The sequence below is a fragment of the Arthrobacter sp. NPDC058097 genome (genome assembly GCF_042884885.1).
Taxonomy (GTDB): Bacteria; Actinomycetota; Actinomycetes; order Actinomycetales; family Micrococcaceae; genus Arthrobacter.
Window position 1 is genome coordinate 206,718 of sequence record NZ_JBHVSZ010000006.1, and the last position, 14,993, is coordinate 221,710.

Below are 14,993 nucleotides of genomic sequence, written 5' to 3' on the forward strand. Positions count from 1 at the left end.
GGAAGGCCCGCACCGCCGTCGTTATTTAACCATCACGAGGCGACTTTCTAAGCCGCCACAGGGCCACGCGTGGATTTGCTACAGGACGTAGAACAGACTGGCTAAGCTGGTGCCATGACTATTCTCTTCAACATTCTGGTGTTCCTGCACGTCGTCGGAGCCGCCATGATCGTGGGCTACTGGATCGCCACGATGAAGCAGCCCACCGTGCACCCCCGCCAGCGCGACGGAGCCTTCCTGCAGCTGCTTACGGGCATCGCCATGATGGGCCTCCTTCCGCTTATGCCCGACGCCCACCCGAACTACGCCAAGCTGGGCATCAAGTTCGTCATCGCCGTCGTCGTCGCAGTCCTGGCCGTCATTGGAGCGCGCAAGGTCAAGAACGGGCAGCCCGTCTCAACCGGCCTCGCACACGGCGTTGGCGGGCTGGCACTGATCAACATCGCCATCGCCACCCTGTGGAACTAACAGGGCAATCAACCCCGAACCAGTCCGCAAATCCGGCAGTTCGGTCATAATCCTCTGACAGCGGACAACCCGTGCACCGGACGGACTGAATCCATAGGATTGGTAGCGGCGGGGCAACGGCTGCTGCCGCATCCCCGGATCGAATCAACGTTGAGGAGTGACATGGCTACAACACGCAACGCGCACACTGTATGGACCGGCAGCCTGACGGAAGGCTCAGGCAACACGACCCTGGACAGCTCGGGCCTCGGCACGTTCGACGTCACCTGGAAGGCCCGCACCGAAGCGGCGGGCGGCAAGACCAGCCCCGAAGAGCTCATCGCCGCGGCACACTCCGCCTGCTTCTCCATGGCGTTCAGCCACGAGCTCAGCCAGGCCGGCTTCACCCCGGACGAGGTCAACACCAAGGCAGAGGTCGGCTTCCAGCCCGGCACCGGCATCACCGGCAGCCACCTGACCCTGAACGCCCGCGTTCCCGGCATCTCGGAAGAGGATTTCCAGCGCATCGCCGAATCCGCCAAGAAGGGCTGCCCGGTATCCCAGGCCCTGACCGGCATCGAGATCACCCTGGACGCCACACTGGCCTCCTGATCTTAAAGCCCGAAGGCCCTGTTCCCCTGGAGAAATCCAGGGGAACAGGGCCTTCAGCGCTTTAAGGCTGACCGTGCTTTGCGGCTACCCGGGCTTTGCGGCTATGCCTGGCTGTGGCGGCGGGCCGGCAACGGCTCCGGACGCAGCCGGCGGTAGCCCTCGCGGAGCGGCGGACGGTCCGTTGGGAGCTCCTGCACCATCTCCTTCAGCGCCGTGATGCCGGACTCCAGCTGCGGATCCTGGCGGGCCGCGTAGGCGTGGGGCGGGAACGTGACCTCGATGTCCGGGGCCACGCCGTGGTTTTCGACGCTCCAGCCCACTCCGCCGCCGAACCACGTGGCGTAGCGGGGCTGGGTCACACCCGTTCCGTCGGCCAGGGTGAAGCGGTTGTCGATGCCGACGACGCCGCCCCACGTGCGGGTGCCGATCACCGGGCCGATGCCGCGCAGCTTGGACACCTGGGTGATGATGTCACCGTCGGACCCCGCGAATTCGTCGGCCAGGATGATGACCGGCCCGCGAGGTGCGTGGTGCGGATATGTCCGGGGCTTTTCGCCGCGGGGCATGCTCCAGCCGGTCACCTTCCGCCCGATCAGTTCGGCGACGAGCTGGGAGGTGTGCCCGCCGCGGTTGCGGCGCACGTCGACGATGAGGCCGTCAAGCGCCGTCTCGGTGTCCAGGTCGCGGTGGAGCTGCGCCCAGCCGTTCGCCAGCATGTCCGGGATATGCAGGTAGCCGAACTTGCCGTCCGACGCCTCGCGGACCGTGCGGCGATTGGCGTTCACCCAGTCCTGGTACCGGAGCCGTTCCTCATCCCTGATCGGGACGACGGCGATCCGCCGCTGGACTCCGGCCGTTTCGCCATGGCCTGCGCCGTTGCGGATGGTCAGTTCCACCGCGCGCCCGGCCGCGCCCACCAATTGCATGGCCGGCGTCAGCGACTCGGTCAGGCGCACGCCGTCGATCGCCAGCAGGACGTCCCCGGCCTTGGCGTCGGCGCCCGGCCGGGTCAGGGGCGAGGTGGCCAGCGGGTCCGACGACTCGCCGGCCAGGATGCGCTCGATTTCCCAGCCCTCGCCGGTGAAGGCGAGGTCGGCGCCGAGCCTGCCCTGGCCGTTGCTGCCGTTTTCAACGGCCGCCGCGGGGCGGACGTAGGCGTGCGACGTGCCGAGCTCGCCGTGCAGCTCCCACAGCAGGTCCACCAGGTCGTCATGCGATCCGAGCCGCTGCACGAGCGGACGGTAGCGGGCGTGGATGGAGTCCCAGTCCTGGCCGGCCATGTCCTCCGTCCAGAAGAAGTCACGCTGCAGCCGCCACGCCTCGTCGAACGCTTGGCCCCATACGCTCAGGGGGTCCATCAGGACGCGGATGCGGGTGAGGTCCACCTTGACCAGCTGGCCGGAGTCCTCGTCGGCCTTGGCGTCGGAGGGCACCACCCGGACCTGCTTGTCGTGGACGAGGACCACCTTCTTGCCGTCACCGGAGAGGCGGTAGCTGTCCAGGGCCTCCACGAGGGTGGTGCTCTTGCGCTTGGCCAGGTCGAAGCGGACCAGGCTCGGGGCTGCGTTCTTGTCCTCCAGGCTTGCGCGGCCCTCCCCGGTGACGCCGGCCAGGGCGCTGTCGAGCCACAGCAGCGCACCGTCGGCGGCGGTCAGGTCCGAGTAGTTGCCCTGCGGAACAGGGACGCTGATGACCCGGTGGGCGAGGCCTTCGGCATCCACCCGGACGTCGGCCGGCGCCGTCTTGCCCTCGGCGGGTGCGCCGGCCTTGGCTGCATCGCGCTTCGTCTCGGAGCCTTCTGCCAGGGCCACGCCGGGACCGAACGGCGACGCCGTGTCCGCTGCCAGCGCCACGAGATAGGGCTTGATCGGGCTGGGGAAGGACAGGTCGAAGGAATGGCCGTCGTAGACCGGATCGAAACTGCGGTTGGAAAGGAAGGCAAGGAACTTGCCGTCCGGGGAGAACGACGGCGATTCGTCCCGGAAGCGCCCGTCCGTCACCTCCACGATGGCAGGCTTTTCCGGGACACCGGCGCGGACCAGCCGCAGGCGGCTGCGTGAGCCAAAGGAGGTCACCGGTTCGGACCAGGCGAGCCAGCCGGAGTCCGGCGACCAGGCGAGGTCCTCGATGCTGCCCTCGCCGATGCTGGTGACCGCCGTCAGCGTACCGTCCTGGGCATCCGCAATGTACAGGTCGCCAAACGCGGTTCCGATGGCGATCCACCGGCCGTCGGGGCTCGCTTCGATCGCGCTGGCGCGTGAAGGCCTGGGGAACCGGACCGTGAGCGGGCTTGATTCGGCCGCCACTGTTCCCGTTGTCTGGCCGGCCGCGGTTTCGGCGGCTGCCTCCGCCGGCGCGAGGTCGGCCGCAGCATCGTCGGCCACCGGGTGGGCGGCGCGGGCAGCTGCAACACGGGGTCCCGTGACGCCGGCGGCGGAAACGGGGCTGGGCAAGGGGACCGCCGGAGACGCGGCTTCCTGCTGGTCTGCCACGGACGTGGTCTCCGGCGCGGCACTGGTCCTGGCCACCTTGGTTGCCGGGGCTGCGCCGCCGTTTGCCGGAACCTGCGGGGCGATTTCCCTGATGAACAGGGCCTCGTCGCCGTCGTGATCTGCCACGTAGGCGATGCGGCCGTCGGGAAGAGGACGCGGCAGGCGGGCGCGGACGCCGGCCGTCGCTTCCACGACACGGGACGGTCCGTCCTTGTGCCGCAGCCAGTGGATGGTTCCGTGCGATTCAACGGCGCTTGCTTCCCCGGTGGTGTCCGGCCGGACGTCACCGAGGTGTTTGGAGACCTTGAGAAGGGAGGGGCGGCGGCCCTGGGATGCCGATCCGAGCGTGACGTCCAACCGGACGGCCTCGGACCCAAGGTCATGCAGGAGCCAGAGCTCGCCGGCCGATTCGAAGATCACGCGCTTGCCGTCGGTGGAGGCGTGGCGGACGTAGAAGTCCTCGTGGTCGGTGTGGCGCCGCAGGTCCCCGCCGCCGGGCAGGACCGAGTACAGGTTGCCGTAGCCTTCGTGGTCCGAGAGGAAGGCGATGCGCCCGTCCACCCACATGGGATCGGCGAGGTTGCCGTCCAGTTCGGGCACGAGGCGTTCAAACTCGCCGTTTCCGTCGCTGTCGATCCAGAGCTTTCCTGCGGTGCCGCCACGGTAGCGCTTCCACCAGGCCGGTTCACGGGACAGCACGCTGCCCACCACCACCGGCTTTTCGTCCCCGAGTTCCGGTCCGAAGGTCACGGACTCGACCGGCCCCAGCGGAAGCTCCTCGGCCCAGCCGCCTTCGGTGGACAGCCGGTAGGCATGTGTGTGGCGGCTCTCGGCCTGGCGGAACGCGCTGGTGACCACGATGTCCCCGGCAGGGGTAAAGCCCTTAACCCGGGTGGTGCTGTGCCCGAAGAAGGTCAACTGGCGGTATCCCCCGCCGTCGACATCGGCGATGACCACCTCGGGAGCAGTCCCCTGCACGACCGTCCAGACCAGCTTCTTCCCGTCCGGCGTAAAGCGCGGGTTGCGGGCGGGCAGTTGGAGCGAGGAAACACGCCACGCGCGGCCGCCGCTGAGGGGGGCAATCCAGACGTCGTCCTCGGCCACAAACGTGACCAGATCGCCGTGGACATGAGGGAACCGGAGGTAACTCGAAGAGGTCATCGTTCGATCATAGTCAACGCGACATGGGCCATCGGGGAGGTGCCCTGCCGTGCCGGGCATGGTGATATGGATCATGCGTATCGTCATGGCCGGCGCCTCCGGGCTCATCGGAACCGCACTCTCCTCCCACCTCACCTCCGACGGGCACGACGTCGTCCGGCTGGTAAGGCGGCCGCCGTCGTCGCCGTCGGAAATCCCCTGGGATCCCGCCACCGGAACCCTGAACCCGGGCAGCCTTGAGGGCGCCGACGCCGTCATCAACCTCTCGGGCGCCAACATCGGCGCCAGGCCATGGACGGCCCGCCGGATCGATGAGCTCTTCCGGTCCCGCCTCGATCCCACCCGGACACTGACGTCGGCGATGCGCCACCTTGACTCCCCGCCCGGGACGTTCATCAGCCAGTCGGGCGCCGGCTACTACGGCGACGCGGGCCACGCCATGCTGACCGAGAACTCCCCCGCCGGGCAGGGCATCATGGCGCGCATTTGCGTCGAGTGGGAGGCGGCAGCCCGCGAGGCCCCCGCCGATGTCCGGGTGGTGACCCCGCGGACGGCAGTGGTGCTGAGCAGGTCGGGCGGAGCCATGGGGCGCCTGCTGCCCCTGCTGCGGGCCGGGATTGGCGGTCCGCTGGGCAATGGCCGGCAGTACTGGCCATGGATCACTCTCCCCGATCTCACGTCTGCTTTCGAATTCCTCCTCACGTCCGGGAACTCGGGCCCCGTGAATGTTGCCGCACCGGAAATTGCCGACGTGAACACGCTCGTGGCCGGATTGGCAAAGGCGCTTCGCCGCCCGGCCCTGCTGCGCGCGCCGGCCCCTGCGCTGCGCCTCGTCATGGGCAAGCTGGCCGACGAACTCCTCCTCGCGAGCCAGCGGATCGAGCCGGTGCTGCTCAGGGACAGCGGATTCACCTGGCGGCATCCCTCGGTGGCGCTGGCGGCCAAATGGGTGGCGGGGAGATGAGTAGCCGCTGTGCCATTCGGCTGGTGTTCAGGCCGCCGGCAGAATATCGGCGATGCGCCAGCGTCCCTCCGCCATGACCAGAACCAGACGCAGCCTGACATCCTGCCGCGTCGCTCCCGTGGCGTTTACCGTTCCTCTGGCCGAGCGCTCCTCGTAAGCCGACGTCGATGACGTCACCGCCACCACGGCCCTCGCAGCCGTGCTTCCGGGCAGGCGGCGCACACCGGTGAGGCTCGTGGTGAAGCCGGCCAGCACTGTCCCCGATTCCTCCAGAGCGGCCCGGATCCGTTGGTCCGCGTCATGAGCCGGGGTGTTCGGAGCATTGACGTCGTCGAGCAGGTCCAGCCTGCCCTCGCGCAGCGCCAGCGAACGCAGCTGCGCCAGTCCGAGGACCGCCGCCGCCGGATCCTTCGCCGCGAGCCGCCGCCGGACTTCGCCGGGCAGGGCGGCCGCCCGTGCCGCGGCGCCCTGCGATGGCCCGGGGCTGCCCGGCGGAAGGACTGCCTCCAGCGCCGCTTGGCCTGTATCCCGCGCCGCTGGCGCGGGATTCTGGGCCGCCTGGCCTGGGTCCCGCGCCTGGCCTGACTCCTGCGCCGCCCCAGGAAGTCCCAGAAGTCCGGCGGCGGCAAGCAAGGCTGCTGCAAGCACGCCGCCCGTTACTGCCAGACGGCGCCTACCGCCCGAGCCGGCTCCGGCGTCCCCGCGGACCCGCGTCGGCGCCCCAGCCCCTGTGCCCGGGGCCCGCCTGCTTCGGGTTCGCCTGCCAGCGGTCTCTGCGTCAGTGGCCTGTATGTCAGGGGGCTGTCTGTCAGTGGGTCCCCGTTCCGCCCTGCGTCTTGCCATGTGACTGGTGTCCGCGGCATGCTGCCTGTCCGGGGAGCGGCGGCTGTCATTAGAGTGCCGGCGCGCCTGGCCGACCGCGGTACGCCGGACCGTCGCGTGCCTTTCGGTGCGCCTGACCACGCTATCCCTGTCAGCTGCATGCCCGGCAGCAGCGCGCCTGACACCGTGCCTGTCTCCGGTGACCCGGACAGTCGCCTCCGGCAGGGCCGCAGCCGGCAACGTCAATACATCACGCGATTCCCCGCGTGATGACAGCCGGCCCAACGCCCGCACCCAGCCCGTGGTCTTCAGTCGTCTGCCCCAAGCGAGCAGGCGCTTCTTCAGCCTCCCGCCGGACGACGGGACAGGCCTGCGCGTCAGCAACTCCGGCAGGACGGTGTCATGCACCGAGCGCGACAGGTCCAGGGGGACGGCGGCCGCGCTGCGGTAGACGGCGGTAGCAAACTCAGCGGCAGCCGGGCGTTGCCGCCGGTTTTCACTGAGTCCCGCCTCCAGCGCCGCCGCCAGGTCGGAGGGCACGTCCGGCACAAGCAGAGAGAGCGGCGGCCTGGCTGCGGACGGCGGAGGTGGCTGGCCGGTGAGGCAGTACCAGCCCAAGGCGGCGGCAGCGTAGACGTCGCGTTCCGGCTGAAGACCAGCGCGGACCGCGTCCACCGGCGCGGGATCCGCAAAGCCGCCGGTCTGCTGGTCGGGAACGCCGGAAGCGTCGCCCACCATCCGGGCGACACCGAGATCGGCCAGCAGCGGCTTTCCATGGGCGGTGAAAAGTACATTGCCTGGTGCGACGTCCGAGTGCGTGAAGCCCTTGCCATGCAGATAGCCCAGGACCTGCGCGATAGGAGTCAGGACCGTGACCGTTTCACCGACGCCCAGGGTTCGCCTGGCCGTGACCAATTCCTGGAGCGAACCCCCAGGCGCGTAGTCCATCAGGAGGCCAAAACTGCACTCTCCAGCGCCGTCCGCCTTGCCCGGTTCATCCACCTCGCCCGGTTCATCCGTCCTGCCAGGTTCATCCAACCTGACCACGCCATAGGCCTTGACGAGGTGTTCGTGGTCCAGGACGGACATGACGAGAAGTTCCCGGCGGAGATCCTCCTCGCTGGCTTTGGACCTACTGACCATTTCACCGCTGTCCAGTTCACCACTGCCAGAGCGCCGGCCAAAGCACTTCAGCGCCAGCTTCACGCCGGTGGAGTCCTGCGACACTAGCCAGACTTCGGCGCTGCCGCCACGGCCCAGCCGCCGGCATACCGAGTAGCCCGCGACGGCGGGTGCCTCCCGGGCAGAACCGTGCATGGAGGCGCTGTGGTTTTCCAGGCTGTGGTTTTCCAAGCTGTGCTGGTCCATGGCTTAAGGAGTACCGGAAACCGGCAATTCCTGCAGAAGTTATCCACAGGCGGGCCGGGGCCCGCCCGGCCACGATCCGGAATGGCGCGGAATGTGACCAGGGACGGGGTGAGAGCTTGGGCACACTCCCGGGCAGGACGCCGGCTGAGGTCTAAGCTGGAATGCATGACTCTTGAGTTCACAAAGCTCGGTCTTGCCCCGGATTTCGTTGATTACAGCCATGCCTGGGACATCCAGCGCGAAATCCATGAAAATGTCCTGGCCGGCAAGGCCCCCAGCACCGTACTCCTCCTTGAACATGCCGCCGTCTACACGGCCGGAAAACTGACCGAGGATCACGAGCGGCCCTTCGACGGCACTCCCGTGGTTCCCGTGGACCGCGGTGGCAAGCTCACCTGGCACGGCCCGGGCCAGCTGATCGGATACCCGATTATCAAGCTGAAGAACAAGGCCGGCATCCGGGACTACGTCGAGCGGCTGGAGGCCGTGATCATCGCGGTGCTCGCGGATTACGGCATCCCGGCGGTCCGGATCAAGGGGCGCGCAGGTGTCTGGATCGACGAGGACGCCAAGGGCCCTGCCCGCAAGATCGCCGCCATCGGCATCCGGGTCAGCCAGGGCGTGACCATGCACGGCTTCGCCATCAACTGCAACAACGACCTCGCACCCTACGCCCAGATCATCGCCTGCGGGATCACCGATGCCGGTGTGACCACCATCGCCCAGGAAACGGGCCGCGACGTGTCCCCCGCCGATCTCGTTTCGCGGATCACCGAGGAACTGCGCAACAATGAAGACGCCCTAGTTGCAACCCCCGAAGGAGCTCTCCTGTGACACTGGCACCAGAAGGCCGGAAAATGCTGCGGATCGAGCAGCGCAATGCGGCCACCCCGGTGGAACGCAAACCGGACTGGATCAAGGCCAAGGTCCAGATGGGCCCTGAGTTCGTCGGCCTGAAGAACCTGGTCAAGAAGGAAGGCCTGCACACCGTCTGCGAAGAGGCCGGCTGCCCCAACATCTTCGAATGCTGGGAAGACAAGGAAGCCACCTTCCTCATCGGCGGCTCCGAATGCACCCGCCGCTGCGACTTCTGCCAGATCGACACCGGCAAACCCTCCCCCGTCGACATGTTCGAACCCACCAAGGTCGCCCGCTCCGTCCAGGCCATGGCCCTCCGCTACGCCACCGTCACCGGCGTCGCCCGCGACGACCTCGCCGACGAAGGCGTCTGGCTCTACGCCGAAACGGTCCGCAAGATCCACGAGCTGAACCCCGGCACCGGCGTCGAACTCCTCATCCCGGACTTCTCCGGCAAACCCGAGCACATCGCCGCGATCTGCGACTCCGCCCCCGAGGTCTTCGCGCACAACGTCGAAACCGTGCCCCGGATCTTCAAGCGCATCCGCCCCGCGTTCCGCTACGAACGCTCCCTGGACGTCATCACCCAGGGCCGGAACCTGGGCATGGTCACCAAGTCCAACCTCATCCTGGGCATGGGCGAAACCCGGCAGGAAATCTCCGAAGCCCTGGCCGACCTGCACCAGGCCGGCTGCGACCTGATCACCATCACCCAGTACCTGCGCCCCTCCGAACGCCACCTGCCCGTGGACCGCTGGGTCAAACCCCAGGAATTCGTCGACCTCCAGCACGAAGCCGAGGAGATCGGGTTCCTCGGCGTCATGTCCGGCCCCCTGGTCCGCTCCTCCTACCGCGCCGGCCGGCTCTGGGCCACCGCCATGCGCAAAAAAGGCCGCGACATCCCCGCCGAACTCGCCCACATCGCCGACGGCATCCAGGACTCCGGAACCACCCGCCAGGAAGCCAGCTCCCTGCTCGCGGCGCACCAGTAGCACCAGGCATTTCCCGTGGCCAAGGGCCGGACGCCGGATCTTTTCGGCGTCCGGCCCTTTGTCGTGAATCACGTAGAATTAAGGCACTATGGCGAAATCCCCTGATTCCAGCAACAACACCCCTGCAGCCGCTGATGGTTCCAAGCGCGGTCTTTTCGGACGCAAGCCGAAGGCCGTGAAGGAAAAGAAGCCCAGCCGGCTCAAGCAGATCCGCGAGGTCTTCAACATGACCCGCCGCCACGACCCCATGGTCCCGTGGCTCATGCTGCTGGCGTTCCTGGGCGTCGTGGCCGTCAGCCTCATTGTCGGCCTGCTGCTGAATAACTGGATTACAGGCCTGATCATCGGCATCCCGCTGGGTTTCCTGGCGGCTACATTCATCCTGTCGCGCCGGGCTGAACGGGCTGCCTTCGCCCAGATCGAGAACCAGCCGGGTGCGTCCGGAGCTGCCCTCAGCACGCTGAAGCGCGGCTGGATCACCGAGGAGCAGCCCGTGGCTGTGAACCCGCGCACCCAGGACGCCGTGTTCCGCGCCGTCGGGCGTCCCGGCGTCGTGCTCGTGGCTGAAGGCCCCACCCACCGTGTGCGCCCGCTGATCGAAGGCGAGCGGAAGAAGCTGGCGCGCATCCTTCCCAACGTCACCATCCACGTCATCGAAACCGGGCGCGGCGACGGCCAGGTCCCCATCAGCCAGGTGGCGAAAAAGATGAACAAGCTCAACAACGAGCTGACCAAGACCGAGGTCAGCGCCGTGTCCAAGCGCATCTCGTCGCTGGGCACCCGCCTTCCGATCCCCAAGGGCGTGGACCCCTACAAGGCCCGCCCCCAGCGCGGACGCTAATCCGCTTGGAACGCCCTGGCGGCCGCCGCACTTGCGCCGGCCCCGGGGCGTTCCTCGTTTAAGCAGAGTTGCCCGTCTTAGCGTAGTTGCCCGCTTGAACGGCATTGTGAAACCAGCCAGACCCCAGCCCCTACAGAAGCCGGAGCCTCCTGTGAAACTCCCGTCCGCCGTCGTCCGAGTCTTTCGCCTGCTGGCGGTGGCCGAAGCCTTCAGCTGGGCGGCGCTCCTCGCCGGCATGTACTTCAAGTGGATAGCCGGGACCACCGAACTCGGCGTGGAGATTGCCGGCCCGGTGCACGGCGCGCTTTTCATCGGCTACGGAGTAGCAGCCCTTGTGCTGTGGCGGCTGCAGCGCTGGCCCTTCAGGGTGGCGCTGTTCGCAGGACTCTCGGCTGTTTTTCCCTTCGCCACCGTCCTGTTTGAGCGGTGGGCGCTCCGCCGGGGATACCTCTCCCCCGTGCAGCTTCCGGCCGACGGTCAGCTGGATGCGGACAGCCAGCTACATGCGGACGAGGACCGTGTTCATGGCCTTGTCATGGAGTCCGCGATGGTCGGGGTCGAAGATGACCGCCGGGATCACGAGGCACAGCAGGACAGTGCGAACCAAGGCGGCCAGCGGGCCGGCCGCTGAGCCGTCCGGCTTCACCACGTGGATGCCCATCGCGCGGTGGCCGATGCTGTAGCCCAAGGTTCCGATCAGCAGGATCTGCTCCACCGCAAAGATCCCCAGGGTGGCCATGGAATTCCCGCCGAGGAACACGTTGCTGATCAGCAGGGCGATGGTCCAGTCGATGGTGATCGCCAGGATCCGCCGGCCTGCACGGGCCATGGACCCCGGCCCCGACTCGGGAAAGCCCAGGCGCTCCCCCGGGTACTTGGAAATGCCGGAAGTGTCCGGCCCGCTGAGCCACGAACCGATGTCTTTGCGATCTACCACCCACCAAGTTTACCGAGCCGCCCGCGGCCCCGCGGACGTTCATACTCTGGATAGGCATGGACCACAGTGTGGACACCGTATAGCGTTTACATATCAGTAGGTTCTGTAACCTGCCGGAAACAAAGCGGACACGGACGGGAAATCCCGAATCCCTAGGGTGGTAACAGTTGCTAGCGAGCCTGGAGCGGGGCACTTTTGTGTTTCCGCCCATTGGATTGCGCTGGACCACTTGGCTTTCTAGCCAGTTATTACATATGCGTAAGGAGCATAGATGTTCAAGACTGCGGACGAAGTCCTCAAGTTCATCAAAGATGAAGACATTCGGTTTATCGATATCCGCTTCACCGACCTCCCCGGCGTTCAGCAGCACTTCAACGTGCCCGCCAAGAGCGTGGACGCTGACTTCTTCGTCAACGGCCAGCTGTTCGATGGTTCCTCCATCCGCGGCTTCCAGGGCATCGCCGAGTCTGACATGCAGCTCATTCCGGACGTCACCACCGCGTTCCTGGACACCTTCCGCATGGAGAAGACCCTTGCGCTGAACTTCTCGATCGTGAACCCCCGTACGGGCGACCCGTACCACCGCGACCCCCGTGGCGTGGCAGAGAAGGCTGAAGCCTACCTCGCCTCCACCGGCATCGCCGACACCGCGTTCTTCGCTCCCGAAGCCGAGTTCTTCGTCTTCGACAACGTCCAGTACAAGTCCTCCCCCGAGGGCAGCTTCTACAAGATCGACTCCGAAGAAGCTCACTGGAACACCGGCCGCGAGGAAGAGGGCGGAAACCTCGGCTACAAGACCCCCGTCAAGGGCGGTTACTTCCCGGTTTCCCCGACCGACAAGCAGGCGGATCTGCGTGACGCCATGTGTGTCGCCCTGGACGAGGCCGGCCTCGAGGTCGAGCGCAGCCACCACGAAGTGGGCTCCGCCGGCCAGGCCGAGATCAACTACAAGTTCACCACGCTGACCCACGCGGCCGATGACCTGCAGAAGTTCAAGTACGTCATCAAGAACACCGCCGACGCCTGGGGCAAGTCCGTCACCTTCATGCCGAAGCCGGTCTTCGGTGACAACGGTTCGGGCATGCACTGCCACCAGTCGCTGTGGAGCAACGGCGAGCCGCTGTTCTACGACGAGAAGGGCTACGCCGGCCTGTCCGACACCGCCCGCTGGTACATCGGCGGCCTGCTGAAGCACGCTGACGCTGTCCTCGCGTTCACCAACCCGACGGTCAACTCCTACCGCCGCCTGGTCAAGGGCTTCGAAGCCCCGGTCAACATGGTTTACTCGCAGGGCAACCGCTCCGCCGGTATCCGTATCCCGATCACGGGCTCCAACCCGAAGGCCAAGCGCATCGAGTTCCGCGCTCCGGACCCCTCCTCCAACCCGTACCTGGCCTTCGCTGCCCAGCTGATGGCCGGCATCGACGGCATCCGCAACCGCATCGAGCCCCCGGCTCCGATCGACAAGGACCTCTACGAGCTCCCCGCCGAAGAAGCCAAGGACATCCCCAAGGCTCCGGGCACCCTCGAGGAAGCCCTGCAGGCACTGGCTGAGGACAACGAGTTCCTGCAGGCCGGTGGCGTGTTCACCCAGGACCTGATCGACACCTGGATCGAATACAAGTACGAGAACGAGATCCGACCGCTGTCCCTGCGCCCGAACCCCTACGAGTTCGAGCTCTACTACGGCGTCTAGTCTGACTGTTTGACCTGAGGGGGATCCTCCCGCCACTGCCAAGGGCGGCCACCGGTTACTGACCGGTGGCCGCCCTTGGCCGTTCTCCGGTCATGTTCCCCGGCAGGGTTGCTCCGCGTACCGACCCCAGAGGGAGTCCGGACCGGAGCCGCCGAAGGCCTCCTGGTCTCCCCGCAGCGCGCGGCACAGAATGAGCGAGTCCGCGAAACTCCTCCGCATGTAGGCCTCCCAGTCTGCCCGCTCGGAGGTGAAGGCCTGCGTTCCCATCTGGTACCTGAGATGGGCGAAGTGATCAAGGATGCGGTGGGCCGTCGCTTCCGCCCGGCCCGCCAGCTGCTCCGCGTCCAGCTTCGCCGCAGGGTCCCGGATTGCCGATGGATCGGGGAGCTCCTGGCGGTGCCAGAAGTACGGCTGGAGGTCGACGTTGTCCACGAAGATCCTGTCGATCTCCTGCTGCTGGGCGTAGAGGGAGGAAGCGGTGCTGCTTTCCAGAGTGCTCCTGATCCCGGCGTACTGGTATGCCGCCGCTACGAGCGTGGCCGCGACGCCCGCCCCGATGAGCACCAGTTCAGCCCGCCTGACCCTGCGGGCGCGGCTGCCCTTCGCCTGCGCGCGGGCATGGTCCGCATCCTGGCGTGCCACGTCCTGGCGCGGTCCGCGCTTAGGAAGCTGGCTCCCGACGTGCTGAGACCGGGCGCCAGCCTGTTCCGGCGAGTGCCTCCGAGACGAAGACCTTTTCAAGCCTTCCCCCCAACAAGGTTTGAAGTGCACTGCCAACACACAGCGTAGGCATGCCCCCGTGCCGGCGCAACGGTCTGCCGCTGATTCTGCGCCGGATGACCGTTCAGAAGGCCGCGTACATGGTCCGCTGCGGGCCGGTCTCGCCGCCCAGATAAACGCCTTTGTCCGCAAAACCCGCTTTCAGGTAGGCTCCCTGCCCGGCCGGGTTGCGCTCGTTGACTGAAAGCACGACGCCGGCCTGGCCGCCTCCCAGCCTGGCCGTCAGTTTGGCGGCAGCGGCCACCGCCGCCGAGGCTGCCGCCTGGCCCAGGCCCTGGCGCTGCCGGCGCCTGTCGATCAGGAACCCGCGAAGCAGCCAGGCGGAGTCGTCGTCGGGCCAGCCGGCGAGACGGGCTGCCCCCGACTGCAGGGTCAGCACCCCGGCAGCACTGCCGCCGGCCTCGATGACATAGGGCCTGCGGGAACCGTCCTCCAGCCCTGCCAGCATCATGCGCAGCGGGTCGCCCACAAACTCCCGCTGGCCCGGGCCCAGTTCCAGTTCCGCAACAGCGCCCAGCTGGATGGCCCGGGCATCGGCGTCCAGGTCCCGCAACGGAATGAGCCATACGTCCGGACTCATGATCCGTCAGGAGGCAGGTGCCGCCCCGTCGGTGGGCGGACCTGCCGGATCCATCCACATGACCTCCCACAGGTGCCCGTCCGGATCCTGGAAGCTGTGGCTGTACATGAACCCGTAATCCTGCGCCGGCTGCGATTCGGTTCCGCCGGCGGCCAGGGCCTTGCCCACCATGTGGTCCACGGCGTCCCGGCTGTCCACGGAGAAGGCCATGATGGCCTCGGTTGCCGAGGTCGCGTCCACGATCTCCTTGGCGGTGAACGTCTTGAAGAACTTTTCCACGAGGAGCATCACGAAGGCGTCGTCGTTGATCACCATGCAGGTGGCGTTCTCGTCCGTGTAGTCCGGGTTGAACGTAAAGCCCAGTGCGGTGAAGAACTGCACTGATCTGTCGAGGTCCCTGACCGGCAGGTTCATGAAGATTTGGGTAGCCATGCGCCCCAACC

General features: G+C 67.1%; 13 protein-coding genes and 1 pseudogene. 8 read left to right on the forward strand and 6 right to left on the reverse strand.

Annotated elements, in window-relative coordinates; genetic code table 11:
• Window positions 1-114: 114 nt before the first annotated feature.
• Both ACFVTE_RS12510 and ACFVTE_RS12515 read left to right on the forward strand, forming a co-directional pair.
• Window positions 115-468, forward strand: coding sequence for a hypothetical protein (locus ACFVTE_RS12510; protein ID WP_387100811.1), 354 nt, complete (start codon window positions 115-117; stop codon window positions 466-468).
• Window positions 469-630: 162 nt separating this feature from the next.
• A complete protein-coding gene (locus ACFVTE_RS12515) occupies window positions 631-1,059 on the forward strand; it encodes an OsmC family protein (RefSeq protein ID WP_387100812.1) in 429 nt (142 codons plus the stop codon).
• 101 nt (window positions 1,060-1,160) lie between these two features.
• Here the strand turns inward: ACFVTE_RS12515 and ACFVTE_RS12520 are convergent, their stop codons facing one another.
• Window positions 1,161-4,712 (reverse strand): S41 family peptidase, encoded by a 3,552-nt coding sequence (locus tag ACFVTE_RS12520; protein WP_387100813.1) that lies wholly within the window; start codon window positions 4,710-4,712, stop codon window positions 1,161-1,163.
• A gap of 73 nt (window positions 4,713-4,785) precedes the next feature.
• On the opposite strand from ACFVTE_RS12520, the gene ACFVTE_RS12525 reads away from it, so the two are divergent.
• Entirely contained in the window at window positions 4,786-5,676 is an 891-nt protein-coding gene (locus ACFVTE_RS12525) for a TIGR01777 family oxidoreductase (protein WP_387100814.1), read from the forward strand.
• Window positions 5,677-5,703: 27 nt separating this feature from the next.
• Here ACFVTE_RS12525 and ACFVTE_RS12530 read toward each other — a convergent pair whose 3' ends face one another.
• Window positions 5,704-7,866 carry a protein kinase gene (locus tag ACFVTE_RS12530; protein WP_387100815.1) on the reverse strand — a complete coding sequence of 721 codons (2,163 nt, stop codon included), beginning with the start codon at window positions 7,864-7,866 and terminating at the stop codon, window positions 5,704-5,706.
• Between the two features lie 165 nt (window positions 7,867-8,031).
• On the opposite strand from ACFVTE_RS12530, the gene lipB reads away from it, so the two are divergent.
• From lipB to ACFVTE_RS12550, 4 genes and pseudogenes are all read left to right on the forward strand, one after another.
• The gene (gene lipB / locus ACFVTE_RS12535) at window positions 8,032-8,700 is read left to right on the forward strand and encodes a lipoyl(octanoyl) transferase LipB (RefSeq protein ID WP_387100816.1); all 669 of its coding nucleotides are present in this window, start codon (window positions 8,032-8,034) and stop codon (window positions 8,698-8,700) included.
• The gene (gene lipA, locus ACFVTE_RS12540; RefSeq protein WP_387100818.1) at window positions 8,697-9,716 is read left to right on the forward strand and encodes a lipoyl synthase; all 1,020 of its coding nucleotides are present in this window, start codon (window positions 8,697-8,699) and stop codon (window positions 9,714-9,716) included. The genes lipB and lipA overlap by 4 nt, the downstream gene beginning before the upstream one ends.
• Before the next feature lie 88 nt (window positions 9,717-9,804).
• Window positions 9,805-10,557: a DUF4191 domain-containing protein gene (locus ACFVTE_RS12545; protein ID WP_377953193.1), complete on the forward strand. Its 753-nt coding sequence runs from the start codon at window positions 9,805-9,807 to the stop codon at window positions 10,555-10,557.
• Between the two features lie 151 nt (window positions 10,558-10,708).
• A pseudogene (locus tag ACFVTE_RS12550) lies at window positions 10,709-11,011 on the forward strand (DUF3817 domain-containing protein); the annotation flags it as partial.
• Between the two features lie 45 nt (window positions 11,012-11,056).
• On the opposite strand, the gene ACFVTE_RS12555 reads toward ACFVTE_RS12550, so the two are convergent.
• Window positions 11,057-11,494, reverse strand: a complete 438-nt coding sequence (locus tag ACFVTE_RS12555; RefSeq protein WP_387100820.1) for an RDD family protein — start codon at window positions 11,492-11,494, stop codon at window positions 11,057-11,059.
• Window positions 11,495-11,765: 271 nt separating this feature from the next.
• Between ACFVTE_RS12555 and glnA the strand changes: the two genes are divergently transcribed.
• Window positions 11,766-13,190 (forward strand): type I glutamate--ammonia ligase, encoded by a 1,425-nt coding sequence (gene glnA / locus ACFVTE_RS12560; protein ID WP_331573456.1) that lies wholly within the window; start codon window positions 11,766-11,768, stop codon window positions 13,188-13,190.
• A 90-nt stretch (window positions 13,191-13,280) separates the two neighbouring features.
• Here the strand turns inward: glnA and ACFVTE_RS12565 are convergent, their stop codons facing one another.
• The 3 genes from ACFVTE_RS12565 to ACFVTE_RS12575 all read right to left on the reverse strand — a co-directional run bounded on the left by ACFVTE_RS12565 (window position 13,281) and on the right by ACFVTE_RS12575 (window position 14,982).
• Window positions 13,281-13,832 (reverse strand): hypothetical protein, encoded by a 552-nt coding sequence (locus tag ACFVTE_RS12565; RefSeq protein ID WP_387100821.1) that lies wholly within the window; start codon window positions 13,830-13,832, stop codon window positions 13,281-13,283.
• Between the two features lie 202 nt (window positions 13,833-14,034).
• Window positions 14,035-14,550 carry a GNAT family N-acetyltransferase gene (locus tag ACFVTE_RS12570; RefSeq protein WP_387100823.1) on the reverse strand — a complete coding sequence of 172 codons (516 nt, stop codon included), beginning with the start codon at window positions 14,548-14,550 and terminating at the stop codon, window positions 14,035-14,037.
• A gap of 6 nt (window positions 14,551-14,556) precedes the next feature.
• Window positions 14,557-14,982, reverse strand: coding sequence for a VOC family protein (locus ACFVTE_RS12575; protein ID WP_387100825.1), 426 nt, complete (start codon window positions 14,980-14,982; stop codon window positions 14,557-14,559).
• Window positions 14,983-14,993 lie beyond the last annotated feature (11 nt).